The organism is Staphylococcus casei (genome assembly GCF_030294405.1).
Classification (GTDB): domain Bacteria; phylum Bacillota; class Bacilli; order Staphylococcales; family Staphylococcaceae; genus Staphylococcus; species Staphylococcus succinus.
Genome location: NZ_CP125718.1, coordinates 2,398,703 through 2,424,252, shown reverse-complemented (window position 1 = coordinate 2,424,252; position 25,550 = coordinate 2,398,703). Strand labels below are relative to the sequence as shown.

Sequence of the window (25,550 nt, the reverse complement as noted above, 5' to 3'; positions counted from 1 at the left end):
GACCCCTTAAATTATTTTGGAATTGCCCCTTTTTAAATACCAGTTTATCTTTTAAAATGAATTTAATCAACTAAGTAAAGGGGTAAAATAAATATGTCTAAAGTTACTGGATCCGAAAGAGTTAAAAGAGGAATGGCAGAAATGCAAAAGGGCGGCGTTATCATGGACGTTGTTAATGCAGAACAAGCTAAGATTGCTGAAGAAGCAGGAGCTGTTGCTGTAATGGCATTAGAACGTGTACCATCTGACATAAGAGCAGCTGGTGGCGTTGCAAGAATGGCCAATCCTAAAATCGTAGAGGAAGTTATGAATGCAGTATCTATACCTGTAATGGCTAAAGGACGTATCGGCCATATTACTGAAGCACGTGTTTTAGAATCAATGGGTGTTGACTACATTGATGAATCAGAAGTATTGACGCCTGCTGACGAAGAATACCATTTACGAAAAGATACTTTTACAGTTCCATTTGTATGTGGTTGTCGTAATTTAGGTGAAGCTGCGAGACGTATTGGTGAAGGTGCTGCGATGTTACGTACAAAAGGTGAACCAGGTACAGGTAATATTGTAGAAGCTGTGAGACATATGCGTCAAGTCAATTCAGAAGTAAGTCGTTTAACTGTTATGAATGATGATGAAATTATGACTGAGGCTAAAAATATTGGTGCTCCATATGAAGTATTAAAAGGTATAAAAGAAAATGGACGTTTACCAGTTGTTAATTTTGCTGCTGGTGGTGTAGCAACACCTCAAGATGCAGCATTAATGATGGAATTAGGAGCAGATGGCGTATTCGTAGGATCTGGTATCTTTAAATCAGAAGATCCTGAAAAATTTGCAAAAGCAATTGTACAAGCGACAACACATTATCAAGATTATGAATTAATTGGCCGTTTAGCTAAAGAACTAGGTTCTGCTATGAAAGGTTTAGATATCAATGAATTATCATTAGAAGATCGTATGCAAGAGCGTGGATGGTAATATGAAAATTGGTGTTTTAGCATTACAAGGTGCCGTTAGAGAACATATACGTCATATTGAACTGAGTGGTCATGAAGGCCTAGCAGTTAAACGTGTGGAACAATTAAATGAAATTGATGGTTTAATATTACCTGGTGGAGAATCAACGACTTTACGTCGATTGATGAATCTTTATGGCTTTAAAGAGGCATTACAACAATCTACATTACCTATGTTTGGTACCTGTGCTGGACTTATTGTAATGGCTAAGCATATTGCTGGAGAAGAAGGATATTTAGATAAACTAAATATCACCGTCGAAAGAAATTCGTTTGGTAGACAAGTAGATAGCTTCGAAAATGAACTAGATGTTAAGGGGATTGCTAAGGATATTGAAGGTGTGTTTATTAGAGCCCCACATATTGCCGAAATACATGAAGGTGTAGAATTACTTAGTACTGTTGGTGAAAAAATTGTTGCTGTGCAAGAAGGACAGTACCTAGGTGTATCATTCCATCCAGAGTTGACTGATGATTATAGAGTGACACAGTACTTTATAGATCATATTGTAAAATCAGCGCTGACTGAAACAGTATAATCAGTATGCAGAAGCACTTGAAGGTATAGTATATGTATAAGGACTATCGTTTCATATACTTCGGGGAACAATTCTAATCGTAAAAATAAACAGAGCATGTAAGGTTCATAAACCTTACATGCTCTGTTTTGTATTAAATAAAGAATCCTGCAATTGCTGCTGAAATAAATGAAACGAGTGTAGCACCGAACAATAGTTTTAAACCAAAGCGTGCAACCATATCGCCTTTTTCATTATTAAGTGATTTGATTGCCCCCGAAATAATACCGATTGAACTAAAGTTTGCAAATGAAACTACAAACACTGAAATAACACCTTTTGCGTGATCACTCATATCTTTAACAGTGCTAAGACTTTGCATGGCAACAAATTCATTTGATAATAATTTCGTTGCCATAATTGAACCTGCTTGTACCGCATCGTTCCAAGGTATACCTATTAAGAATGCGAATGGTGCAAATACAAAGCCAATAAGCGTTTGGAAATCCCAAGTAATGCTTCCTCCCGAAATGCCTGTGAAAATAGCACTTACGACACCATTAAGTAATGCGATAATAGCGATGTAACCGATCAACATTGCTCCAACAATGATTGCGACTTTAAATCCATCTAAAATATATTCGCCTAACATTTCGAAGAAAGATTGTTTCCCAGATTCACTTTCTTCAACGATTAACTTATCTTCTTTTGCTTCTACTTTATAAGGATTAATGATAGAAGCGATAATAAAACCACCAAAGAGATTTAAAGCTACTGCTGTCACGACGTAACGAGGTTCAATTAACGTGAAGTATGCACCAATAATTGAAGCTGAAACAGTAGACATAGCCGAAGCAGTTAATGTATAAAGACGTTGCCTTGGTATATGTGCTAATTCTTTTTTCAATGAAATAAATACTTCTGATTGTCCCAAAATAACTGCCGCAACAGCATTGTATGATTCTAAACGGCCCATGCCGTTAATTTTCGATATTGCTAAGCCTAATACATTGATAATCCATGGAAGAATACGTGTATATTGTAAAATACCAATTAATGCTGAAATAAAAACAATTGGTAGTAATACATTAAAGAAAAATGGTGGGTTTTTCGGATCGACAAATTCAAATCCGCCAAACACAAAATTTACACCTTCTGCTGCTTTTGCTAACAAATAATTAAATCCTTCTGAAATTCCACCAATGACAGTGATACCAAATTTTGTTTTTAGCAAAATAAAGGCAAAAACAAGCTGTATTACGAGTAAAAGTCCTACGTATTGCCAGCGAATATTTTTTCTGTCGGAACTAAAAAGAAACGCTAGGCCGAGAAATACTGCAATACCGATCAAACCTATGATAATATGCATAATTACTTCATCCCTTTTATTTTTTCTTAATACCTATAATACAACAAATTAAGGACGTCTAACATCCATAATTAAAAATTTTTAAAACATATTGGTTGAAAAAGGTCAAAGTTGGTCATATAATATAGTCAAAGAAGGTCAAAAGAGGTGATAATCATGCACAACATGTCTGACATCATAGAACAGTACATTAAGAAATTATTTGAAGACGCCAATGAAGACGTTGTAGAAATTCAGCGTGCAAATATTGCACAACGCTTTGACTGTGTGCCTTCACAATTGAATTATGTAATTAAAACACGATTTACAAATGAACATGGCTACGAAATTGAAAGTAAAAGAGGTGGCGGTGGCTATATTCGAATCACGAAAATTGAAAATAGAGACGAAACAGGTTACATTAATCACTTACTGCAACTTATAGGGCCATCAATATCTCAACAACAAGCGTACTATATTATAGATGGTTTACTGGATAAAGAATATATCAATGAAAGAGAAGCGAAGATGATTTCGGCTGTGATTGATAGAGAAACATTAAAAATGGATGTATTATCGAGAGATATTATACGGGCTAATATTTTAAAAAGATTATTGCCTGTAATAAATTATTATTAAAAAGTGAGGTGTTTAGTCGTGCTATGCGAAAATTGTCATTTAAACGAAGCAGAAGTAAAAGTAGCTGTGAAAGGACAAGAAGGCGTTAATGAAAAATGGGTCTGTCCAACATGTGCGCAAGGAGGTAACCCTTGGACACAAAATCAACATATACAGTCCCAAGACGACATTGAAGGTGCTTTTGTTGTAAAACAAATATTACAGCACTTAGCTGCTAAACATGGTATTGATTTTGATGAAATTGCTTTTAAAGAAGAAAAAAGATGTCCTACGTGCCGCATGACTTTGAAAGATATTGCGCATGTCGGTAAATTTGGATGTGCAGATTGCTATGCTACATTTAAAGATGACATTATCGATATTGTACGACGCGTGCAAGGTGGCCAAATTGAGCACATAGGTAAAACACCTCGATCTTCATATAGAAAGTTAGCTTTAAAAAAGAAAATCGAAGAAAAAACAACACATTTAAACCAACTTATTGAAGATCAAAACTTTGAAGAGGCCGCCGTTGTCCGAGACGAAATCAAAGCATTAAAAGAGGATAGCGAGGTGAGTAGTGATGAGTGAAAATAATATCAGCGCATATATGAGTGAATGGATGCGCGATAAAGATGAAAGCCCGATTGTAATGTCTTCAAGAATACGATTGGCTAGAAATTTAGAAAATCATGTTCATCCGCTCATGTTTCCGTCCGAGCAAGAAGGTTTTAGAGTAATTAACGAGGTTCAAGATGCGCTTCCAGATATGTTTATACAACGTTTAGACACTATGGATCAACAAAGTAAATATAAACTGGTTGCCAAACATCTTATCAGCCCAGAACTTATTAGACAACCTGCTTCTGCAGTGTTATTAAATGAAGATGAATCTTTAAGCCTCATGGTCAATGAAGAAGATCATATCCGTATACAAGCAATGGGCAATGATTTATCATTACAAACCTTATTTGAAAAAGCTTCTAAATTAGATGATACTTTAGATAGTGAATTGGATATTAGTTTTGATGAACATTTAGGTTATTTAACGACATGTCCAACTAATATTGGTACAGGAATGCGAGCAAGTGTGATGTTGCATTTACCTGGTTTAACGATTATGAAGCGTATGAATCGTATCGCTCAAACAATTAACCGATTTGGTTTTACAATAAGGGGTATATATGGTGAAGGATCGCAAGTTTATGGCCATATATATCAAATTTCAAATCAACTGACTTTAGGTAAAACAGAAGAAAATATTATAGAAAGTTTAACCGAAGTTGTTCAGCAAATTATTAACGAAGAAATGCAAATTCGTGAACGTTTAAATGAACATAATCATACCGAAACGTTAGATAGAGTATATCGTTCGTTAGGAATATTAAAATATAGTAGACTAATATCTATGGAGGAAGCTTCTCTGAGATTAAGTGAAGTTAAACTTGGCATTGATTTAGGCTATATTGAATTAGAAGATTTCAAATTTAATGAATTGATGATTGCGATACAATCACCATTCTTATTAGATGATGAAGATGAAAGAGTAGTAAATGAAAAAAGAGCAGATATTTTAAGAGAACATATAAATTAGGAGGTCATGCTATTATGCTATTTGGTAGACTGACAGAACGTGCGCAGCGCGTACTAGCACATGCTCAAGAAGAAGCAATTCGCTTAAATCATTCAAATATTGGAACAGAACATTTACTTTTAGGATTGATGAAAGAACCTGAAGGTATTGCAGCAAAAGTATTAGAGCAATTCGATATTACTGAAGAAAAAGTAGTAGAAGAAGTAGAAAAATTAATCGGTCACGGACAAGAGCAAATGGGTGCATTACATTACACACCTAGAGCGAAGAAAGTAATCGAATTATCCATGGATGAAGCAAGAAAATTACATCACAATTTTGTAGGTACAGAGCACATTTTACTTGGCTTAATTCGTGAAAATGAAGGCGTAGCTGCACGTGTATTTGCTAATTTAGATTTAAATATCACAAAAGCACGTGCACAAGTAGTTAAAGCTTTAGGTAGTCCTGAAATGAGTAATAAAAATGCGCAAGCAAATAAATCAAATAACACGCCAACACTAGACGGTCTTGCACGTGATTTAACTGTTATTGCAAAAGATGGCACGTTAGATCCTGTGATTGGTAGAGACAAAGAAATCACTAGAGTTATTGAAGTATTAAGCCGTCGTACTAAGAATAATCCAGTGTTAATCGGTGAACCTGGTGTAGGTAAAACGGCAATTGCTGAAGGTTTAGCTCAGGCAATTGTGAACAATGAAGTGCCTGAAACGTTAAAAGGTAAACGTGTGATGTCACTTGATATGGGGACAGTAGTAGCTGGAACTAAATATCGAGGTGAATTTGAAGAACGTCTTAAAAAAGTAATGGAAGAAATCCATCAAGCAGGAAATGTGATTCTATTTATTGATGAATTACACACATTAGTAGGTGCCGGTGGAGCTGAAGGTGCTATTGATGCATCCAATATTTTAAAACCAGCGCTTGCACGTGGAGAATTACAATGTATCGGTGCAACAACTTTAGATGAATATCGTAAGAACATTGAAAAAGACGCTGCGTTAGAACGTCGTTTCCAACCTGTTCAAGTTGCTGAACCAACAGTTGAAGATACTATTGAAATTTTAAAAGGATTGCGTGATCGTTATGAGGCACATCACCGTATTAACATTTCTGATCAAGCATTAATTTCAGCAGCAAAACTAAGTGACCGTTATATATCAGATCGTTTCTTACCTGATAAAGCTATCGATTTAATTGATGAAGCAAGTTCTAAAGTGAGATTGAAAAGTCATACAACACCGCCAAACTTGAAAGAAATCGAACAGGAAATTGAACAAGTTAAAAATGAAAAAGATGCTGCAGTACATGCACAAGAATTTGAAAATGCAGCTAACCTTCGTGACAAACAAACTAAATTAGAAAAACAATACGAAGAAGCAAATGACAAATGGAAGAACACGAAAAACGGTGAAAACACTTCTTTATCTGAAGATGATATAGGTGAAGTTATTGCAGGATGGACAGGTATACCATTAACTAAAATTAATGAAACAGAATCAGATCGTCTACTTAATTTAGAAGATACACTTCATCATAGAGTCATTGGTCAACAAGCTGCGGTAACTTCAATAAGTAAAGCAGTAAGACGTGCACGTGCTGGATTAAAAGATCCGAAACGCCCAATTGGAAGCTTTATTTTCTTAGGTCCTACAGGTGTAGGTAAGACTGAATTAGCACGTGCTTTAGCAGAATCTATGTTTGGTGAAGATGATGCAATGATTCGTGTTGACATGAGTGAATTCATGGAAAAACATGCAGTCAGTCGTTTAGTTGGTGCCCCTCCAGGCTATGTAGGCCATGATGATGGTGGACAATTAACTGAAAAAGTAAGACGTAAACCATATTCAGTAATCTTATTTGATGAAATTGAAAAAGCACATCCTGATGTCTTTAATATACTATTACAAGTATTAGATGATGGACATTTGACTGATACGAAAGGGCGTCGTGTTGATTTCCGTAATACTGTAATTATCATGACATCAAATGTTGGTGCACAAGAGTTACAAGATCAACGTTTTGCAGGATTTGGTGGTGCCTCAGAAGGCGAAGACTACGAAACAATCCGTAAAACAATGATGAAAGAATTGAAAAATGCTTTCCGCCCTGAATTCTTAAACCGTGTAGACGATATCATTGTATTCCATAAACTTTCTAAAGATGAATTGAAAGAAATTGTTACAATGATGGTTAATAAACTTACTAAACGTTTATCTGAGCAAGATATAAACATTGAGGTTTCAGAAGCGGCTAAAGAAAAGATTGCAGAAGAAGGGTACGACCCAGAATATGGTGCTAGACCATTAATTCGTGCAATTCAAAAAACAGTAGAAGATAACTTGAGTGAATTAATTTTAGATGGCAACCAAATCGAGGGCAAAGCAGTTAAGATCGATCATGATGGTAAAGAATATAAATATGACATTCAAGAAAGACAAGCACCATCAAAAGATAAAGAAATAACAGAATCATAATATTAAAATATGTGAAAAAGTGCGCTTCTCAAATGTGTGAAATTCGTTTGGGAAGCGTATTTTGTTGTGCGTATTTTAAGAATCATTATGTGGACAATGTGTATGTGATTGCGTTATTGATATGCACACTTATAAAGGGGGATATGCTATATTTCCCAGTAAATATATATAATATTGTTGGTACTATTAAGAAAAGCGTGATATTTTATTTAAATAGTTATTGTAGATAGGCATACATCAACAAAGCGCAAATATATCTCACGATAAAAACGCGTAAATTAAAAACAAAAATAATATGTTCATGATTAAAGTTTGTTTTTAATCAAAGAGAAGTATAAAATAGATTTGTTCAAAGAAAGATGGAGGTGCAATTTTGGCCAAAAAGAAAGTGATTTTCGAATGTATGGCGTGTGGTTATCAGTCACCAAAATGGATGGGAAAATGTCCAAATTGTGGTGGTTGGAATCAAATGGAAGAGGTTGTCGAGCAAAAGACAGCAAGTCCGAAGCACGGCGTACGAACTCGCGATAATGTTTCTAAAGTACAGAAGTTAAACGACATCAAACAAGAAACTACACCACGTGTTAAGAGTAAGTCAGATGAATTTAATCGCGTGTTAGGTGGCGGGATTGTAAATGGTTCATTAGTCTTGATTGGTGGGGACCCTGGTATAGGGAAATCCACATTATTATTACAAATTTGTGCAGCGTTATCACAGTCACATAATGTCTTATATATCACTGGTGAAGAATCATTAAGCCAAACGAAATTGAGGGCAGAAAGATTGGATGAGGATTCAAGTCAGTTAAATGTGTTTGCTGAAACAGATTTGGAAATTATACATGAAACCGTAAAACAATTAAAACCTGATTTACTTGTTGTCGATTCTATCCAAACGATATTTCATCCTGAAATTAGTTCAGCACCTGGTTCCGTTTCGCAAGTCAGAGAGAGCACCCAAAGCCTTATGAACATTGCTAAACAAATGAATATCGCAACATTTATTGTCGGGCATGTTACAAAAGAAGGTCAAATTGCTGGTCCCCGCCTATTAGAACACATGGTGGATACTGTTCTATATTTTGAAGGTGATGAACATCATGCCTATCGTATTTTAAGAGCGGTAAAAAACCGTTTTGGTTCTACAAATGAAATGGGTATTTTTGAAATGAAGCAAAGTGGATTAAAAGGCGTTGCAAACCCTTCTGAAATGTTTTTAGAAGAACGGTCAACTAACGTGCCAGGTTCTACAATTGTTTCTACTATGGAAGGTACGAGACCGTTATTGATAGAAGTACAAGCATTAGTCACTCCTACTACTTTTAATAATCCACGACGTATGGCTACAGGTATTGATCATAATCGTTTGAGTTTACTCATGGCTGTATTAGAAAAGAAAGAAAATTATTTACTTCAGCAACAAGATGCTTATATTAAAGTTGCTGGTGGTGTAAGATTAACCGAACCGGCAGTCGACTTAGGTATCGTTGTAGCCACAGCTTCAAGCTTTAAAGATCAAGCCGTAGATGGTTTAGATTGCTTTATCGGTGAGGTCGGCTTGACCGGAGAAGTAAGACGTGTATCACGCATTGAACAACGTGTACAAGAAGCGGCGAAATTAGGTTTTAAACGTGTCATTATTCCAGAGACAAATATAGGCGGTTGGCAATTTCCAAGTGATATTAAAGTTATAGGTGTCAAAAGTGTAAACGACGCTTTGAGATACGCTTTAGCTAAACAATAAGGCTATAATAAATTTAAGAGCTTACAGATGACTCAAGTTAAGTCTAGCTAGTTTGCTTGAGAAGGGAGAATGAAAACTTGAACATGTTAAGACTCATTGTAATCTTGTGCTATGTTATTTTAGGTGCAAGTTTAGGTGTATATTTCATCCCTGAAATCACAATTGATGCTGGTTTAGCTGACTATACACTATTAACGAACAACTATTTCAATGGTCTACTAGGGATTTTAATATTCTTTTTAATCTTTGGATGGTTTATTAAAAGAGTAACTTTAGCATTGAAAGAATTAGAACAAACAATTATGCGTCAAAGTGCTGTAGAAATTTTATTTGCTACAATTGGGCTGATTATTGGTTTGCTTATTTCTGTTATGATATCTTTCATTTTTCAAATCATCGGCAACACTGTATTAAATCACTTTGTACCCATTATTATTACAATTATTCTGGGTTATCTTGGATTCCAATTTGGCTTACGTAAGCGTGATGAAATGTTGCTATTCTTACCAGAAAATATGGCGCGCTCAATGTCTATTAATGCTAGAAATGCAGTACCTAAGATTATCGATACGAGTGCGATTATAGATGGTCGTATTTTAGATATTATTGAATGCGGATTTATTGATGGAGAGATATTGATTCCACAAGGTGTTATTAACGAATTACAATTTGTTGCAGATGCAAATGATAGTGTGAAACGTGAAAAAGGTCAGCGTGGGTTAGATATTTTAAATAAACTTTATGATACAGACCACCCTACGAGGATTATACATCCGACTAAGTCACATAGCGATATTGATGCAATGTTAATTAAGTTAGCGCAACATTATAGAGCGCACATTATTACCACAGACTTTAATCTGAATAAAGTGTGCCATGTGCAAGGGATTCAAGCACTAAATGTTAATGATTTATCTGAAGCTATTAAACCCTCAGTGCATCAAGGTGATCGTTTTAGTCTATTACTCACGAAAATGGGTAAAGAATCGGGCCAAGCGGTAGGATACTTAGATGATGGCACGATGGTAGTAGTTGATAACGCTAAGAAACATATTGGGGAGCATATTGATATTGAAGTTATCAGTTTATTACAAACTTCATCAGGAAGAATTATTTTTGCTAAAAAGCTAAACTAGATGAGTTATTAAGGTTTCAAATGAATTGATCACTATAATTTCATTTGAAACCTTTTTATTATTGAGAAAGAGTGAATTTAAGCACAGTGATATCATAATAGGCCTTAAAGTGCTACAATAGATAGCGAAATTGTATTACTATATGATGTGTTGAAGTCATAAAATGAAGTGTTAATAGATTGTATAGTAGTGCTTTAAAAAAATATAAGCTATGGTATTATTAATAGGCGACAGAATAACAACTTTATGAAGCGTTAGTACTAAATTTATTATGAATTTTCAATGTGTTGGGTTAAAAATCATTTAACGTAATAAACAAGAATATGTAATGAATTTTAAAACGCAATATGCTATTAAAATTACTAATAATATTATTAAACAGGAGTGAACATAATGAGTGATCGTGTAAGAGTTAGATATGCACCAAGTCCAACAGGCTACTTGCATATTGGTAATGCAAGAACTGCATTATTCAACTATTTATTTGCTAAACATTATGATGGGGATTTCGTAATTCGCATTGAAGATACGGATAGTAAGCGTAATTTAACAGATGGTGAGTCTTCTCAATTTGAAAATTTAAAATGGTTAGGTATTGAATGGGATGAATCTATAGATAAAGATAAAGGCTATGGCCCATACCGTCAGTCGGAACGTGCTGAAATCTATAATCCGTTAATTCAACAACTATTAGATGAAGATAAAGCTTATAAATGTTATATGACTGAAGACGAATTAGAAGAAGAACGTCAACAACAAATTGAACGTGGAGAAATGCCACGTTATGGCGGTAAACATGCACACTTAACTGAAGAAGAACGCCAACAGTTTGAAGCTGAAGGACGTCAACCTTCTATTCGTTTCCGTGTGCCTAAAGATACCACATTCTCATTTGACGACATGGTTAAAGGTGAAATTTCATTTGATTCAAATAATATTGGTGATTGGGTTATTGTTAAAAAAGATGGTATTCCAACGTATAACTTCGCAGTAGCAATTGACGATCATTATATGGAAATTTCTGATGTTATCCGTGGAGATGACCATATTTCAAATACGCCAAAACAATTGATGATTTTTGAAACATTTGGTTGGGAAGCGCCAAGATTCGCGCACATGTCACTTATTGTTAACGAAGAACGTAAGAAACTAAGTAAACGTGATGGACAAATCTTACAGTTTATCGAGCAATATCGCGATTTAGGATACTTGCCAGAAGCTTTATTTAATTTCATTACGCTATTAGGCTGGTCACCAGAGGGTGAAGATGAAATTTATTCTCAAGAAGAATTCATTAAAATCTTTGATGAAAAACGTTTATCAAAATCACCAGCGTTTTTCGACAAACAAAAATTAGCATGGGTTAACAACCAATATATGAAACAAAAAGATACTGAAACTGTGTTTGATTTAGCGTTACCACATCTTATTAAAGCAGAACTACTTCCTGAAAATCCAAGTGAAGCAGAATTAGAGTGGGGTCGTAAACTAGTTGCGTTGTATCAAAAAGAGATGAGTTATGCTGGAGAGATTGTTCCACTTTCTGAGTTATTCTTCCGTGATGAGCAAATATTAGGAGAAGATGAGCAAGAAATCATTGAAGGTGAACAAGTGCCTGAACTAATGACGCATCTGTATAGCAAACTAGAAGCGCTTGAACCATTTGAAGCGGCAGAAATTAAGAAAACAATTAAAGAAGTTCAAAAAGAAACAGGTATTAAAGGTAAGCAATTATTTATGCCAATACGTGTTGCTGTTACTGGCCAAATGCATGGACCAGAATTACCAAATACTATCGAAGTATTAGGTAAAGATAAAGTGTTGTCACGTTTGAAAAAATACGTTTAAATAAGTTCGGTATGTAACGGAAAAGTATTGGGGAGTTAATACTTGAAAAATTACAATAAACCACCTATTATTAAAACTGAAAATAGCAAAGGATTAGTAGGTAATGGATTGTGTCAAGAGAGTGTGCGGTTGCTGCGAGCACACCACTGAAATTACGGAATGCACCTTTGTATGAATATTAATTTAATAACTTTGATGAGTGAATATGAGTTGGGAAGCAATGATTAAATCATAAATATGGTTTATAGTGAGGACTTGTATATAAAATAAGAGTGGAACCGTGCAAAAGCGCCTCTAACAAGTGAGTTAGAGGTGTTTTTTTAATAGGGAGGTAGCAACCTTGTTTAAGATTTTAAAAAGAGTAAAAGATGATGTGAATATGGTGTTCGAACAAGACCCAGCCGCACGTACAACATTAGAAGTTATTACTTCATATGCGGGCATACATGCAGTTTGGAGCCACCTTGTCGCACATGAATTATACAAAAAAAAGAAATATGTTCTAGCGAGGTTGATTTCTCAAGTCACTCGCTTTTTCACTGGAATTGAAATACATCCAGGCGCTCAGATAGGTAGACGTTTATTTATTGATCATGGTATGGGCGTAGTTATTGGGGAAACATGTAGAATTGGAGATAATGTCACAATTTATCAAGGTGTCACATTAGGTGGTACGGGTAAAGAAAAAGGTAAACGTCATCCTGACATCGGCGACAATGTTTTAATCGCTGCTGGTGCCAAAGTATTAGGTAATATTAAAATTGAATCTGACGTAAACATAGGCGCTAATTCTGTAGTATTAAGTTCGGTACCAAGCTATTCTACTGTAGTTGGTATACCAGGCCATATTGTTAAACAAGATGGCAGACGCACAGGTAAAACGTTTGATCACCGCAATTTACCAGATCCGCTTTTCGAGCAATTAAAAGAATTAGAGAAACAACTTGAGAAAACAAGAAATGGAGAGATACAAGATGATTACATTATATAATACGCTAACACGTCAAAAAGAGACGTTTGAGCCTATTGAACCAGGAAAGGTTAAAATGTATGTTTGTGGACCTACTGTATACAATTACATTCATATAGGTAACGCAAGACCGGCTATCAATTACGACGTAGTAAGAAGATACTTTGAATATCAAGGTTACGAAGTGATTTTTGTATCAAATTTCACAGATGTTGATGATAAATTAATCAAACGTTCTAAAGAATTAAATGAATCTGTATCAGATATTGCCGATAGATATATTGAAGCATTCTATGAAGATGTTGGTGCACTAAATGTAAAGAAAGCAACTTCTAATCCACGTGTAATGAACCATATGGATGACATTATTAAGTTTATTGAAGATTTAGTGAATGAAGGTAATGCGTATGAAAGTGGCGGAGATGTTTATTTTAGAACACGTAAATTTAAAGATTATGGTAAGTTAAGTCATCAATCTTTAAATGATTTAAAAGTGGGCGCACGTATAGAACAAGGTGAACAGAAAGAAGACGCATTAGATTTCACGTTATGGAAAAAGGCAAAACCGGGTGAAATCAGTTGGGATAGTCCATTTGGTGAAGGCAGACCTGGATGGCATATCGAATGTTCAGTAATGGCTTATCATGAATTAGGAGCAACAATTGATATTCATGCAGGTGGTGCTGACTTACAATTCCCACACCATGAAAATGAAATTGCGCAATCAGAAGCTCATAATCACGCTCCGTTTGCTCATTATTGGATGCATAATGGCTTTATCAATATTGATAATGAAAAAATGAGTAAATCATTAGGTAACTTTGTATTAGTTCATGACATCATTAAGCAGATAGATCCAGATGTTTTACGTTTCTTTATGATTAGTGTGCATTATAGAAGTCCAATCAACTATAATGTGGAATTAGTTGAAGCAGCAAAAAGTGGCTTAGAGCGCATACGTAATAGTTATAAAGCGATTGAAGACCGTGAAGCAATTGCGACAGATATTGCAGAACAATCAGCATATATCGATGACCTTAACGCTATATTAAAACAATTTGAAACCGTCATGAATGATGATTTTAATACTGCTAATGCTATAACTGCATGGTATGATCTGGCGAAATTAGCTAATAAATATGTGTTAGAGAACACAACATCTACAGAAGTAATAAGTCGTTTCAAAGAAGTATATAAAATTTTCAGTGATGTACTAGGTGTACCATTAAAAGGCAAGGAAAGTGATGTTTTGTTAGATGCAGACATCGAAGCGCTTATAGAAGAAAGAAATAATGCTAGAAAGCAAAAAGATTTTGCTCGCGCTGATGAAATCCGTGATGAACTAAAAGCACAGAATATAATTTTAGAAGATACGGCACAAGGCGTGAGATTTAAACGTGGTTAATATGGACAATAAATTATTAAATCCTTTGACATTGGCATATATGGGTGACGCTGTATTAGATCAACATGTAAGAGAATATATTGTGTTGAAGCTAAAGGCGAAACCTAATCGATTGCACCAAGAAGCGAAGCGCTATGTTTCAGCTAAAAGCCAGGCACAAACACTCGAATATCTTATGGAGCACAATTGGTTCAGTGAAAGCGAACAGGATATTGTTAGACGTGGTAGAAATGCTAAAAGTTATACCAAAGCTAAAAATACAGACATACAAACATATAGAAAAAGTTCAGGCCTAGAAGCGGTCATTGGTTTCTTATATTTAGAAAAAGAGTACGACCGCCTATCGGCATTGTTAGAGGCTATTATACAAAATGTAAATGAGAGGAAGTGATACTGTGGAAGATATAGTTATAGTTGGTCGTCATGCAGTAAAAGAGGCGATTGTCTCAGGACATACTATTAATAAAATTTTAATACAAGATACTATTAAAAAGGGACAAATAAATGAAATTTTAAAATTAGCAAATAGTCATAAAATCATCGTTCAATCAGTACCAAAATCAAAAATAGATAATTTGTCAGATGCGCCACATCAAGGCATTGCGGCGTATATTGCTCCGTATGAATATACGGAATTTGATGATTTTTTAGCTTCACAAAAGACGAAAGAAGCCTTGTCCACGGTCCTAATATTAGACGGCTTAGAAGATCCTCATAATTTGGGGTCTATTTTGAGAACTGCAGATGCTTCTGGTGTCGATGGAGTGATTATACCTAAGAGACGCTCAGTAGCGCTGACGCAAACGGTTGTTAAAGCTTCCACTGGGGCAATTGAGCATGTGCCAGTTATTCGGGTAACTAATCTTGCTCAAACAATTGAAGAATTAAAAGACAATGGATATTGGGTAGTTGGTACAGAAGCGGAAAATGCTACAGATTATAGAGAAATGGATGCGGCAATGCCTCTAGCGATAGTTATAGGAAGTGAAGGGCAAGGTATGAGTCGTTTAGTTAAAGATAAATGTGATTTCTATATTAAAATTCCAATGGTTGGGCATGTGAATAGTCTTAATGCTTCTGTTGCTGCTAGTTTAATGATGTACGAGGTATATCGTAAACGTCACCAGATTGGAGATAAGACATGAAAGATCGTTACTTAATCATTGATGGTTATAATATGATTGGACAGTCGCAGGAACTCAGTCGCATAGCTAAGGATAATCTTGAAGAAGCGCGCGATCAATTACTTACTGCAATCGCAAACTACAATGCTGTTATAGCAGATGAAGTCGTTTGTGTATTTGATGCTTATGAGCAATCCGGCGCGCATTCAGAATATATGTACCATGGGGTTAAAACGATATTTACAAAAGAAAAAGAAACTGCCGACAGTTACATTGAACGATATGTTTATGATTTATATGATAAACATACGAGACATATAACGGTTGTAACGAGTGATATGAGTGAACAACATGCAATATTTGGCGCGGGCGCTTACCGTGTTTCTTCAAGAGAAATGTGGAGAGATTTGAGAGAAAATGAAATATCAGTATCAAAAGAGCTGGATGGTTTTAATGAACAAAAACCACGTACACGCATAGAACTGTCAAATGAGATACTTGAAGAATTTGAAAAATTAAGACGCGGTGACAATCACAAACACTAGTATTGTAGTCTTGATTTTTGGTGTGCAACTATGTATCCTATGCTTACTTTTAAGGAAAGGATACAAGTCATGTTTGAAAGTCTACTCAACAACGAACTTACCTCACGAACACCGCGCGATTTAAACAGTACACAAGTAACACTTAAAATGATCGAGGCTGTCTTACCTATGATAAAACAAAGGCTAAATCATTTTACCATTCATCCGAATGATAAAGAAGATTTGTGTCAAGAAGTGCTATTAAAATTATTACGAGTACTCAGTGGTTTCGATTTCGCTAAAAGCACACCATTTGAGCATTATGTGAATCGAGTTATTACAACGGTAAAAAACGACTATCTTCGTAAGAAAGTGTATACACAGCAACGACAGGAATTATTAGTGAACGAGTTCAAAGTTAAGTATCAATATGCGACAAATGTATACTTAACAGAGCAACAGATCATAGCTGATGAAATTGCTAATGACTTACACCGTGTGTTAGAAAAGTTGACCGAGCTTGAACAAAGTGTGATTGTTTATATTTTGAAAGAATATAAACCACAAGAAATTGCGAAAATATTAAATGTGAAAATCAAAGTAGTTTACAATACGATACAGCGCTGTAAAATGAAAATAAGACGTTATTTGAAGTGATAGGCATAGCCACGAAATATGAAAAATGACGTACTATGATTACAAAACAGTACACTTTACTATATGAGCGAAGATTGACAATTGACTTACAAGTTATGTATAGTAGATTGGTATTATAATGAGTAAGGTGAAGACAAATGAAAAAAGTACCGATGAACTGTGAAGTGTGTGGCAGTAGAAATTACAATATTCCGAAACAAAGCAATCTTACATCGAGATTGGAATTGAAAAAATACTGTCCAAGATGTAATGCACATACGTTGCATAAGGAATCGAAATAATTAAGACGACATATTTAGTGTGATCGGTTGAGTAAATATATCATTCCAACTAAGTTGAGAGTATTGTATTTGCTTGATTTGTTGTATGGAATAAGCAAATAAGGAATAACGAAATAATACGGAGGTCTTGTTAATGGCTAAAAAAGAAAATTTCTTCCAAGGCGTTAAGTCAGAAATGGAAAAGACAAGTTGGCCAACGAAAGAAGAATTATTTAAATACACAGTCATTGTTGTAGCTACGGTAGTATTTTTCTTAGTATTCTTCTATGCCTTAGACTTAGGAATTGGTAGAATTATAGAGTTAATTAAATAGTTAGGAGTGACGACATGTCTGAAGAAGTTGGCGCAAAGCGTTGGTATGCTGTGCATACTTATTCTGGTTATGAGAATAAAGTTAAAAAGAATTTAGAAAAACGTGTTGAATCTATGAATATGACTGAACAAATATTCAGAGTTGTAATACCTGAAGAGGAAGAGACACAAGTTAAAGATGGTAAATCTAAAACTTTAACTAAAAAAACATTCCCTGGTTATGTCTTGGTTGAATTAGTAATGACTGACGAATCATGGTATATAGTAAGAAATACGCCTGGTGTTACTGGATTTGTTGGCTCAGCAGGTGCTGGTTCTAAACCTAATCCACTACTTCCTGATGAGGCACGTTTCATCCTTAAACAAATGGGCATGAAAGAAAAAACAATTGATGTTCAACTTGATTTAGGTGAACAAGTTAGAATTAAATCAGGTCCATTTGCAAATCAAGTAGGCGAAATTCAAGAAATTGAAGTAGAAAAATTCAAACTTACAGTTCTTGTAGACATGTTTGGTAGAGAAACGCCAGTAGAAGTTGAATTTGATCAAGTAGAAAAATTATAATAATAAAAAGGAAATAAAAATATAATATTAGTTCGAAAATAACAAATCAACTATTGATTTATAAATCGATTTAGTGTTATAATACTGTGGTCGCGCTTTTAGAGCGTTCATTTCGTCACGAAATGTAGAAGAGTGGGAGGGCAAAACTTAGTCCTGTGACCACATCACGATATCAAGGAGGTGCACATCGTGGCTAAAAAAGTAGAAAAAGTAGTTAAATTACAAATTCCTGCAGGTAAAGCGAACCCAGCACCACCAGTTGGACCAGCATTAGGTCAAGCAGGTGTGAATATTATGGGATTCTGTAAGGAATTCAACGCACGTACACAAGAAGACGCAGGTTTAATCATTCCGGTAGAAATCAGTGTTTATGAAGATCGTTCATTTACATTTATTACAAAAACACCACCGGCTCCAGTATTACTTAAAAAAGCAGCAGGCGTTGAAAAAGGTTCAGGCGAACCTAATAAAAACAAAGTTGCTTCAGTAACTAAAGATCAAGTACGTGAAATTGCAAACCAAAAAATGCAAGATTTAAATGCTGCAGACGAAGAAGCAGCTATGCGTATTATCGAAGGTACTGCACGTAGTATGGGAATCACAGTTCAATAATTATAACAGTAATGAAATCATAGATAGACAAAGTAGCAGATGACGGAAATGACAAACATGATGACAGCGTTCAATATTGTCGTAGTATGAGGGAAAATGTCATTTATTTAGGATTTAGTTCCTATGATAAAATACAATTTTGAACCTCACTGTCATCTGCTCTTAACTTGTGAAAACAAGTAAACGTGGGAGGAAATTCCGCTAAAACCACTAAAGGAGGAACATGAAATGGCTAAAAAAAGCAAAAGATATCAAGAAGTAGCTAGTAAAATCGACCGCACAAAACAATACGATGTTGAAGAAGCGGTTGCATTAGCTAAAGAAACAAGTATCGCTAACTTTGACGCTTCAGTTGAAGTAGCATTCCGTTTAGGTATTGATACTCGTAAAAATGACCAACAAATCCGTGGAGCAGTAGTGCTTCCAAATGGTACTGGTAAATCACAACGTGTATTAGTATTCGCAAAAGGTGACAAAGCAGCTGAAGCAGAAGCAGCAGGTGCAGATTTTGTCGGTGAAGGTGAATATGTAGAAAAAATCCAACAAGGTTGGTTCGACTTTGATGTTGTAGTAGCTACACCAGATATGATGGGCGAAGTTGGTAAATTAGGTAGAGTATTAGGACCTAAAGGTTTAATGCCAAACCCTAAAACTGGAACAGTTACAATGGACGTTAAAAAAGCTGTTGAAGAAATTAAAGCTGGTAAAGTTGAATACCGTGCTGAAAAATCAGGTATTGTTCATGCATCAATTGGTAAAACATCATTTGATACTGACAAACTTGTTGAAAACTTCAGAACGTTACAAGACGTTTTATTAAAAGCGAAACCATCATCAGCTAAAGGTACTTACTTCAAATCCGTTACTGTTACAACAACAATGGGTCCTGGAGTTAAAGTTGATACTTCAAGTTTCAAACTTTAATTTTTAAAATTAAATAAAACTAAAGTCTGAAGATATAATGCTTCAGTCTTTAAATAAAATATTGACATAATACATGAGACCAGTTATATTGGTTAATGTATTATTTTACCTAAGACAGTAGGAGTTAGAGATAACTTAAAAGTAAAATCCTGCCGAGGCTAAAATTGACTTGAACGTGAAGATTTCAGATCTTTCAAGCACTTTTTGCCACGGGTAGAAAGTGCTTTTTTTATTGAGCGTTGAGCATATAGTTTACACTGCATGGCAATGTTTCAAGATTAAAAGCACCAAATTAAAATCAATGGAGGTGTCTAAATGTCTGCTATCATCGATGCAAAAAAACAAGAAGTTGATATTATTGCTGAACAACTTAAAAACTCAGTATCTACAGTTATCGTTGACTATCGTGGTCTTAGCGTTGCTGAAGTAACTGAATTACGTTCACAATTACGTGAAGCTGGTGTTGAGTATAAAGTATACAAAAACACAATGGTTCGCCGTGCAGCTGAAAAAGCTGGTATTGACGGATTAGATGAATTCTTAGTAGGTCCTACAGCGGTTGCAACATCAACTGAAGATGTTGTTGCTCCAGCAAAAGTTATTGCAGGATTTGCAAAAGAACATGAAGCTTTAGAAATTAAAGTTGGTGTTATGGAAGGCAGTGCTATCTCAGCAGAAGAAGTTAATACTGTTGGTACATTACCATCACATGACGGTCTTGTTTCTATGCTTTTATCAGTATTACAAGCTCCAGTACGCAACTTCGCTTATGCGGTTAAAGCTGTTGGAGAAGAAAAAGAACAAAACGAAGAAAGCGCTGAATAATTGCGCATAACTATTAAAAATTAATGGAGGAATATTAAAATGGCTAATCATGAACAAATCATTGAAGCAATTAAAGAAATGTCAGTTTTAGAATTAAACGACTTAGTAAAAGCAATTGAAGAAGAATTTGGTGTAACTGCAGCAGCTCCAGTAGCAGCAGCAGGTGCAGCTGGCGGCGCAGACGCAGCAGCTGAACAAACTGAATTCGATGTTGAATTAACTTCAGCTGGATCTTCTAAGATCAAAGTTGTTAAAGCAGTTAAAGAAGCAACTGGTTTAGGATTAAAAGACGCTAAAGAATTAGTAGACGGAGCTCCTAAAGTAGTTAAAGAAGCTTTATCTAAAGATGATGCTGAAAAACTTAAAGAACAATTAGAAGAAGTTGGCGCTACAGTAGAATTAAAATAATTCTTGCTGGCTAACAGTTAATAATTATATATTGAAGGTTATTTAAATGATTTAACACATTAACTGCTTCGGTACGTTAATCTTAAGTCGATAAAAATACCTGAAATCTTTGAGAAATGAAAACCCCGTTATCACTATAACGGGGTTTTATCTTATTTGATCTATATCTAGTAAAGCAAGTCCTAGTTTTATAACTATTTTACTTATCAAATTGGGTATAGTATTAATCTAAACGAATAAGATTAAAAGAGGTGTAGTCATGAGTCACTATTATGATGAGAATCCTGAAGTAGAAAGTGATGAGTCGCTTTTTACATACTCCTACGATAACCATAATTTAGAACTAATATCAGATGCGGGTGTATTTTCAAAAGGGAAAATAGACTTTGGGTCCGATTTATTAGTGAAAACTTTTTTGAAAACATATCCCCCAGGTCCTACGAAAAATATCATAGATGTTGGTTGTGGCTATGGTCCTATTGGTTTAATGATTGCTAAAGTTTCCCCACATCACGAAGTAATGATGGTTGATATTAACCAACGTGCATTATCATTATCTAGAAAAAACAAAAAAAAGAACCAAATAGAAAATGTGGAAATCAAAGAAAGTGATGGTTTATCACAGGTAGAAAATAACGCTTATGATTTTGTGCTTACTAATCCACCGATTAGAGCAGGAAAAACAGTTGTTCATAGCATTTTAGTAGATGCTTATGAAAAGTTGAAAGATGGTGGTGCACTTTGTGTTGTAATTCAAAAAAAACAAGGTATGCCGTCTGCAAAACAAAAAATGCAAGACACATTTAATAACGTGGAAGTATTAGAAAAAAGTAAAGGCTATTACATTTTAAGAAGTGTAAAAGGTTGAATTAAGAGCTGGCTTCTGATATAGTTATAGAATGTAAAAATTTATGTTCAATAAGTGTGTACTTTTACGTACGAATTAACATAGTATATAAGATAGAATAGAAAATGGTGTCATCAGGTGTGCTACCGTTTTCTTTTTGTCTAATTATATTTGGTATTTCAGTAAAAGTAAACACACAATTTTTGAGGGGTGAATCTGTTTGGCAGGTCAATTTGTCCAATATGGAAGACATCGTAAACGTAGAAACTATGCGAGAATTTCAGAGGTATTAGAATTACCGAATTTAATTGAGATTCAGACTAAGTCTTACGATTGGTTCTTAGAAGAAGGTTTATTAGAAATGTTTAGAGACATTTCTCCGATTGAAGATTTCACAGGCAATCTTTCTTTAGAGTTTGTAGATTATAGACTCGGAGAACCGAAATATGATTTAGAAGAATCGAAAAACCGTGATACAACGTATGCTGCGCCTTTACGTGTGAAAGTACGTCTAATCATCAAAGAAACTGGCGAAGTGAAAGAGCAAGAAGTGTTTATGGGTGATTTCCCATTAATGACAGATACAGGTACATTCGTAATTAACGGTGCTGAACGTGTTATCGTATCACAATTAGTTCGTTCACCATCTGTATACTTCAATGAAAAACTAGATAAAAACGGTCGTACAAACTTCGATGCAACAATTATTCCTAACCGTGGTGCATGGTTAGAATATGAAACTGATGCTAAAGATGTTGTTTATGTACGTATTGATAGAACAAGAAAATTACCATTAACTGTATTATTACGTGCTTTAGGTTTCTCTACTGATCAAGAAATTGTTGATTTATTAGGTGAAAGTGAATACTTACGTAATACATTAGAAAAAGATGGTACTGAAACTACTGATCAAGCATTATTAGAAATCTATGAGCGTTTACGCCCTGGTGAACCACCTACAGTTGAAAATGCTAAAAGTCTTTTATACTCACGTTTCTTTGATCCGAAACGTTATGACTTAGCAAGTGTAGGTCGTTATAAAGCTAATAAAAAACTTCATTTAAAACATCGTTTGTTTAATCAAAAATTAGCAGAACCTATTGTTAATACTGAGACAGGCGAAATTGTTGCAGAAGAAGGTACAGTCCTAGATCGTCGTAACTTAGATGAAATTATGGACGTATTAGAAGCTAATGCTAACAGTGAAGTGTTTGAGTTAGAAGGCAGTGTTATTGACGAACCTGTTGAAATACAATCAATTAAAGTTTACGTTCCGAATGACGAAGAAGAACGTACAACAACAGTAATTGGTAATGCACTTCCAGATACAGAAGTGAAATGTATTACACCAGCAGATATTATTGCGTCTATGTCTTACTTCTTTAACTTATTAAGCGGTATTGGCTTTACAGATGATATTGACCATTTAGGTAACCGTCGTTTACGTTCAGTAGGTGAATTGTTACAAAATCAATTCCGTATTGGTTTATCAAGAATGGAACGTGTTGTACGTGAAAGAATGTCAATTCAAGACACAGAATCAATCACGCCACAACAATTAATCAATATTCGTCCTGTTATTGCATCAATCAAAGAATTCTTTGGTAGTTCTCAATTATCACAATTCATGGACCAAGCGAATCCATTAGCTGAGTTAACACATAAACGTCGTTTATCAGCATTAGGACCGGGTGGTTTAACACGTGAGCGTGCTCAAATGGAAGTACGTGACGTTCACTACTCTCACTATGGCCGTATGTGTCCAATTGAAACACCAGAGGGACCAAACATTGGACTTATCAACTCTTTATCAAGTTATGCGCGTGTAAATGAATTTGGTTTCATTGAAACACCATATCGTAAAGTTGATCTTGAAACACATTCTATCACAGACAAAATTGATTACTTAACTGCTGACGAAGAAGACAGCTATGTAGTAGCACAAGCAAACTCTGTTTTAGATGAAAATGGTCGTTTCGTAGATGATGAAGTTGTATGTCGTTTCCGTGGTAATAACACTGTTATGGCTAAAGAAAAAATGGATTATATGGATGTATCGCCTAAACAAGTTGTTTCAGCTGCGACAGCATGTATTCCTTTCTTAGAAAACGATGACTCTAACCGTGCTTTAATGGGTGCAAACATGCAACGTCAAGCAGTGCCATTGATGAATCCGGAATCACCTTTTGTAGGTACTGGAATGGAGCACGTGGCAGCACGTGATTCTGGTGCAGCAGTAGTAGTTAAACGCAAAGGCCGTGTTGAACACGTTGAATCTAATGAAATCCTTGTTCGTCAACTTATTGAAGAAGACGGTCAAGAATACGAAGGCGAATTGGATCGTTATCCATTAGCGAAATTCAAACGTTCAAATACTGGTACTTGTTATAACCAAAGACCAATTGTAAGTGCTGGAGACGTAGTGACTAAAGGCGAAATTTTAGCTGATGGTCCGTCAATGGAACTTGGTGAAATGGCACTAGGTAGAAACGTAGTGGTTGGTTTCATGACTTGGGATGGTTATAACTATGAGGATGCTGTAATCATGAGTGAGCGCTTAGTTAAAGATGACGTTTATACTTCTATTCATATCGAAGAATATGAATCTGAAGCACGTGATACTAAACTAGGACCTGAAGAAATCACGCGTGATATTCCTAATGTTTCAGATAGCGCACTTAAAAACTTGGATGACCGTGGTATTATATACGTCGGTGCTGAAGTTAATGATGGCGATATCTTAGTTGGTAAAGTAACACCTAAAGGTGTAACTGAATTAACTGCAGAAGAACGTTTATTACACGCAATCTTCGGTGAAAAAGCACGTGAAGTTCGCGATACATCATTACGTGTACCACATGGTGCAGGCGGAATTGTTCTAGATGTTAAAGTCTTTAACCGTGAAGAAGGAGACGATACATTATCTCCAGGTGTAAACCAACTCGTACGTGTATATATTGTTCAAAAACGTAAAATACATGTCGGTGACAAAATGTGTGGTCGTCATGGTAACAAAGGTGTCATTTCTAAGATTGTTCCAGAAGAAGATATGCCTTATTTACCAGACGGTACACCAATTGACATCATGTTGAATCCACTTGGTGTTCCATCACGTATGAATATCGGACAAGTATTAGAGCTACACTTAGGTATGGCTGCTAAAAACTTAGGTATTCACGTAGCATCACCAGTATTTGATGGTGCCAGTGATGAAGATGTATGGTCAACTATTGAAGAAGCTGGTATGGCTCGTGACGGTAAGACAGTATTATATGACGGTCGTACGGGTGAACCGTTCGATAACCGAATTTCAGTCGGCGTTATGTACATGCTGAAACTTGCACACATGGTTGATGATAAATTACACGCACGTTCAACTGGACCATACTCACTCGTTACGCAACAACCACTTGGTGGTAAAGCACAATTTGGTGGACAACGTTTCGGTGAGATGGAAGTATGGGCACTTGAAGCTTACGGTGCCGCATATACACTTCAAGAAATCTTAACTTATAAATCTGATGATACGGTAGGTCGTGTTAAGACATACGAAGCTATTGTTAAAGGTGAGAATATTGCTAAACCTGGTGTTCCAGAGTCATTCAGAGTATTGATGAAAGAATTACAAAGTTTAGGATTAGACGTTAAGATTATGGACGAACATGACAATGAAATTGACATGCACGATACAGAAGAAGAAGAAGTTGTTGAACGTAAAGTAGATCTTCAACAAAAAGACGCTCCAGAATCACAAAAAGAAATCACTGACTAATCGCATTTAAGTTTATAAGGGTA

Annotated in this window: 25 protein-coding genes and 1 other annotated feature; of the genes, 24 read left to right on the top strand and 1 reads right to left on the bottom strand. The window is 35.3% G+C overall.

The features are described 5' to 3' along the window. Positions 1–93 precede the first annotated feature (93 nt). Together pdxS and pdxT are read left to right on the top strand one after the other, a co-directional pair. Complete coding sequence (gene pdxS / locus QMO72_RS11830) at positions 94–981, top strand: pyridoxal 5'-phosphate synthase lyase subunit PdxS (RefSeq protein WP_046837684.1); 888 nt, start codon at positions 94–96, stop codon at positions 979–981. 1 nt (position 982) lies between these two features. Continuing rightward, positions 983–1,558, top strand: a complete 576-nt coding sequence (gene pdxT / locus QMO72_RS11825; protein WP_103266067.1) for a pyridoxal 5'-phosphate synthase glutaminase subunit PdxT — start codon at positions 983–985, stop codon at positions 1,556–1,558. A gap of 133 nt (positions 1,559–1,691) precedes the next feature. Here pdxT and QMO72_RS11820 read toward each other — a convergent pair whose 3' ends face one another. Continuing rightward, the gene (locus QMO72_RS11820) at positions 1,692–2,906 is read right to left on the bottom strand and encodes a NupC/NupG family nucleoside CNT transporter (protein WP_046837686.1); all 1,215 of its coding nucleotides are present in this window, start codon (positions 2,904–2,906) and stop codon (positions 1,692–1,694) included. Positions 2,907–3,062: 156 nt separating this feature from the next. Here QMO72_RS11820 and QMO72_RS11815 point away from each other — a divergent pair, with 156 nt between their 5' ends. The 22 genes from QMO72_RS11815 to rpoB all read left to right on the top strand — a co-directional run bounded on the left by QMO72_RS11815 (position 3,063) and on the right by rpoB (position 25,527). Further along, the gene (locus tag QMO72_RS11815; protein WP_046837687.1) at positions 3,063–3,524 is read left to right on the top strand and encodes a CtsR family transcriptional regulator; all 462 of its coding nucleotides are present in this window, start codon (positions 3,063–3,065) and stop codon (positions 3,522–3,524) included. A gap of 18 nt (positions 3,525–3,542) precedes the next feature. Beyond that, positions 3,543–4,094, top strand: a complete 552-nt coding sequence (locus QMO72_RS11810) for a UvrB/UvrC motif-containing protein (protein WP_046837688.1) — start codon at positions 3,543–3,545, stop codon at positions 4,092–4,094. Continuing rightward, on the top strand, positions 4,087–5,097 hold the full coding sequence (locus tag QMO72_RS11805) for a protein arginine kinase (RefSeq protein WP_103266068.1): 1,011 nt from the start codon (positions 4,087–4,089) through the stop codon (positions 5,095–5,097). The genes QMO72_RS11810 and QMO72_RS11805 overlap by 8 nt, the downstream gene beginning before the upstream one ends. Positions 5,098–5,111: 14 nt before the next feature. Beyond that, positions 5,112–7,574 carry an ATP-dependent Clp protease ATP-binding subunit gene (locus tag QMO72_RS11800; RefSeq protein WP_069824874.1) on the top strand — a complete coding sequence of 821 codons (2,463 nt, stop codon included), beginning with the start codon at positions 5,112–5,114 and terminating at the stop codon, positions 7,572–7,574. A 373-nt stretch (positions 7,575–7,947) separates the two neighbouring features. Further along, a complete protein-coding gene (gene radA / locus QMO72_RS11795; protein ID WP_103266069.1) occupies positions 7,948–9,318 on the top strand; it encodes a DNA repair protein RadA in 1,371 nt (456 codons plus the stop codon). Positions 9,319–9,395: 77 nt separating this feature from the next. Beyond that, positions 9,396–10,454 (top strand): PIN/TRAM domain-containing protein, encoded by a 1,059-nt coding sequence (locus QMO72_RS11790; RefSeq protein WP_103266070.1) that lies wholly within the window; start codon positions 9,396–9,398, stop codon positions 10,452–10,454. Between the two features lie 393 nt (positions 10,455–10,847). Then, positions 10,848–12,302: a glutamate--tRNA ligase gene (gene gltX, locus QMO72_RS11785; RefSeq protein ID WP_103266071.1), complete on the top strand. Its 1,455-nt coding sequence runs from the start codon at positions 10,848–10,850 to the stop codon at positions 12,300–12,302. Positions 12,303–12,651: 349 nt separating this feature from the next. Beyond that, a complete protein-coding gene (gene cysE / locus QMO72_RS11780) occupies positions 12,652–13,293 on the top strand; it encodes a serine O-acetyltransferase (RefSeq protein ID WP_069824881.1) in 642 nt (213 codons plus the stop codon). Continuing rightward, positions 13,277–14,677, top strand: a complete 1,401-nt coding sequence (gene cysS / locus QMO72_RS11775; RefSeq protein ID WP_103266072.1) for a cysteine--tRNA ligase — start codon at positions 13,277–13,279, stop codon at positions 14,675–14,677. The genes cysE and cysS overlap by 17 nt, the downstream gene beginning before the upstream one ends. 1 nt (position 14,678) lies before the next feature. Continuing rightward, positions 14,679–15,068: a Mini-ribonuclease 3 gene (locus QMO72_RS11770; protein WP_069824869.1), complete on the top strand. Its 390-nt coding sequence runs from the start codon at positions 14,679–14,681 to the stop codon at positions 15,066–15,068. Positions 15,069–15,072: 4 nt separating this feature from the next. Next, entirely contained in the window at positions 15,073–15,822 is a 750-nt protein-coding gene (gene rlmB, locus QMO72_RS11765; RefSeq protein WP_103266073.1) for a 23S rRNA (guanosine(2251)-2'-O)-methyltransferase RlmB, read from the top strand. Continuing rightward, on the top strand, positions 15,819–16,346 hold the full coding sequence (locus tag QMO72_RS11760) for an NYN domain-containing protein (protein ID WP_069824867.1): 528 nt from the start codon (positions 15,819–15,821) through the stop codon (positions 16,344–16,346). Before rlmB ends, QMO72_RS11760 begins: the two co-directional genes overlap by 4 nt. Before the next feature lie 69 nt (positions 16,347–16,415). Beyond that, positions 16,416–16,982 carry a sigma-70 family RNA polymerase sigma factor gene (locus QMO72_RS11755; RefSeq protein ID WP_103266110.1) on the top strand — a complete coding sequence of 189 codons (567 nt, stop codon included), beginning with the start codon at positions 16,416–16,418 and terminating at the stop codon, positions 16,980–16,982. Positions 16,983–17,119: 137 nt separating this feature from the next. Further along, positions 17,120–17,263 (top strand): 50S ribosomal protein L33, encoded by a 144-nt coding sequence (gene rpmG, locus QMO72_RS11750; RefSeq protein ID WP_073505020.1) that lies wholly within the window; start codon positions 17,120–17,122, stop codon positions 17,261–17,263. A gap of 133 nt (positions 17,264–17,396) precedes the next feature. Beyond that, positions 17,397–17,576, top strand: a complete 180-nt coding sequence (gene secE, locus QMO72_RS11745) for a preprotein translocase subunit SecE (protein WP_002484168.1) — start codon at positions 17,397–17,399, stop codon at positions 17,574–17,576. Positions 17,577–17,590: 14 nt separating this feature from the next. Beyond that, the gene (nusG, locus tag QMO72_RS11740) at positions 17,591–18,139 is read left to right on the top strand and encodes a transcription termination/antitermination protein NusG (RefSeq protein WP_046837698.1); all 549 of its coding nucleotides are present in this window, start codon (positions 17,591–17,593) and stop codon (positions 18,137–18,139) included. Between the two features lie 189 nt (positions 18,140–18,328). Further along, entirely contained in the window at positions 18,329–18,751 is a 423-nt protein-coding gene (gene rplK, locus QMO72_RS11735) for a 50S ribosomal protein L11 (protein ID WP_046837699.1), read from the top strand. A gap of 228 nt (positions 18,752–18,979) precedes the next feature. Then, complete coding sequence (rplA, locus tag QMO72_RS11730; protein ID WP_046837700.1) at positions 18,980–19,675, top strand: 50S ribosomal protein L1; 696 nt, start codon at positions 18,980–18,982, stop codon at positions 19,673–19,675. Positions 19,676–19,765: 90 nt separating this feature from the next. Next, positions 19,766–19,914: a sequence feature (ribosomal protein L10 leader region), on the top strand. 76 nt (positions 19,915–19,990) lie between these two features. Continuing rightward, positions 19,991–20,500 (top strand): 50S ribosomal protein L10, encoded by a 510-nt coding sequence (gene rplJ / locus QMO72_RS11725; protein ID WP_103266074.1) that lies wholly within the window; start codon positions 19,991–19,993, stop codon positions 20,498–20,500. Between the two features lie 39 nt (positions 20,501–20,539). Beyond that, positions 20,540–20,908 carry a 50S ribosomal protein L7/L12 gene (gene rplL / locus QMO72_RS11720; protein WP_069824865.1) on the top strand — a complete coding sequence of 123 codons (369 nt, stop codon included), beginning with the start codon at positions 20,540–20,542 and terminating at the stop codon, positions 20,906–20,908. Positions 20,909–21,167: 259 nt separating this feature from the next. Beyond that, positions 21,168–21,776, top strand: coding sequence for a class I SAM-dependent methyltransferase (locus tag QMO72_RS11715; protein ID WP_103266075.1), 609 nt, complete (start codon positions 21,168–21,170; stop codon positions 21,774–21,776). Positions 21,777–21,975: 199 nt separating this feature from the next. Continuing rightward, the gene (gene rpoB, locus QMO72_RS11710) at positions 21,976–25,527 is read left to right on the top strand and encodes a DNA-directed RNA polymerase subunit beta (protein WP_069824863.1); all 3,552 of its coding nucleotides are present in this window, start codon (positions 21,976–21,978) and stop codon (positions 25,525–25,527) included. Positions 25,528–25,550 lie beyond the last annotated feature (23 nt).

Bases quoted from the DNA above. Each gene is read 5' to 3' on its own strand.
- pdxS (WP_046837684.1), top strand. From the start codon at position 94: ATGTCTAAAGTTACTGGATCCGAAAGAGTTAAAAGAGGAATGGCAGAA.
- pdxT (WP_103266067.1), top strand. From the start codon at position 983: ATGAAAATTGGTGTTTTAGCATTACAAGGTGCCGTTAGAGAACATATA.
- QMO72_RS11820 (WP_046837686.1), bottom strand. From the start codon at position 2,906: ATGCATATTATCATAGGTTTGATCGGTATTGCAGTATTTCTCGGCCTA.
- QMO72_RS11815 (WP_046837687.1), top strand. From the start codon at position 3,063: ATGCACAACATGTCTGACATCATAGAACAGTACATTAAGAAATTATTT.
- QMO72_RS11805 (WP_103266068.1), top strand. From the start codon at position 4,087: ATGAGTGAAAATAATATCAGCGCATATATGAGTGAATGGATGCGCGAT.
- QMO72_RS11800 (WP_069824874.1), top strand. From the start codon at position 5,112: ATGCTATTTGGTAGACTGACAGAACGTGCGCAGCGCGTACTAGCACAT.
- gltX (WP_103266071.1), top strand. From the start codon at position 10,848: ATGAGTGATCGTGTAAGAGTTAGATATGCACCAAGTCCAACAGGCTAC.
- cysS (WP_103266072.1), top strand. From the start codon at position 13,277: ATGATTACATTATATAATACGCTAACACGTCAAAAAGAGACGTTTGAG.
- QMO72_RS11770 (WP_069824869.1), top strand. From the start codon at position 14,679: ATGGACAATAAATTATTAAATCCTTTGACATTGGCATATATGGGTGAC.
- QMO72_RS11760 (WP_069824867.1), top strand. From the start codon at position 15,819: ATGAAAGATCGTTACTTAATCATTGATGGTTATAATATGATTGGACAG.
- QMO72_RS11755 (WP_103266110.1), top strand. From the start codon at position 16,416: ATGTTTGAAAGTCTACTCAACAACGAACTTACCTCACGAACACCGCGC.
- rpmG (WP_073505020.1), top strand. From the start codon at position 17,120: ATGAAAAAAGTACCGATGAACTGTGAAGTGTGTGGCAGTAGAAATTAC.
- secE (WP_002484168.1), top strand. From the start codon at position 17,397: ATGGCTAAAAAAGAAAATTTCTTCCAAGGCGTTAAGTCAGAAATGGAA.
- nusG (WP_046837698.1), top strand. From the start codon at position 17,591: ATGTCTGAAGAAGTTGGCGCAAAGCGTTGGTATGCTGTGCATACTTAT.
- rplA (WP_046837700.1), top strand. From the start codon at position 18,980: ATGGCTAAAAAAAGCAAAAGATATCAAGAAGTAGCTAGTAAAATCGAC.
- rplJ (WP_103266074.1), top strand. From the start codon at position 19,991: ATGTCTGCTATCATCGATGCAAAAAAACAAGAAGTTGATATTATTGCT.
- rplL (WP_069824865.1), top strand. From the start codon at position 20,540: ATGGCTAATCATGAACAAATCATTGAAGCAATTAAAGAAATGTCAGTT.
- QMO72_RS11715 (WP_103266075.1), top strand. From the start codon at position 21,168: ATGAGTCACTATTATGATGAGAATCCTGAAGTAGAAAGTGATGAGTCG.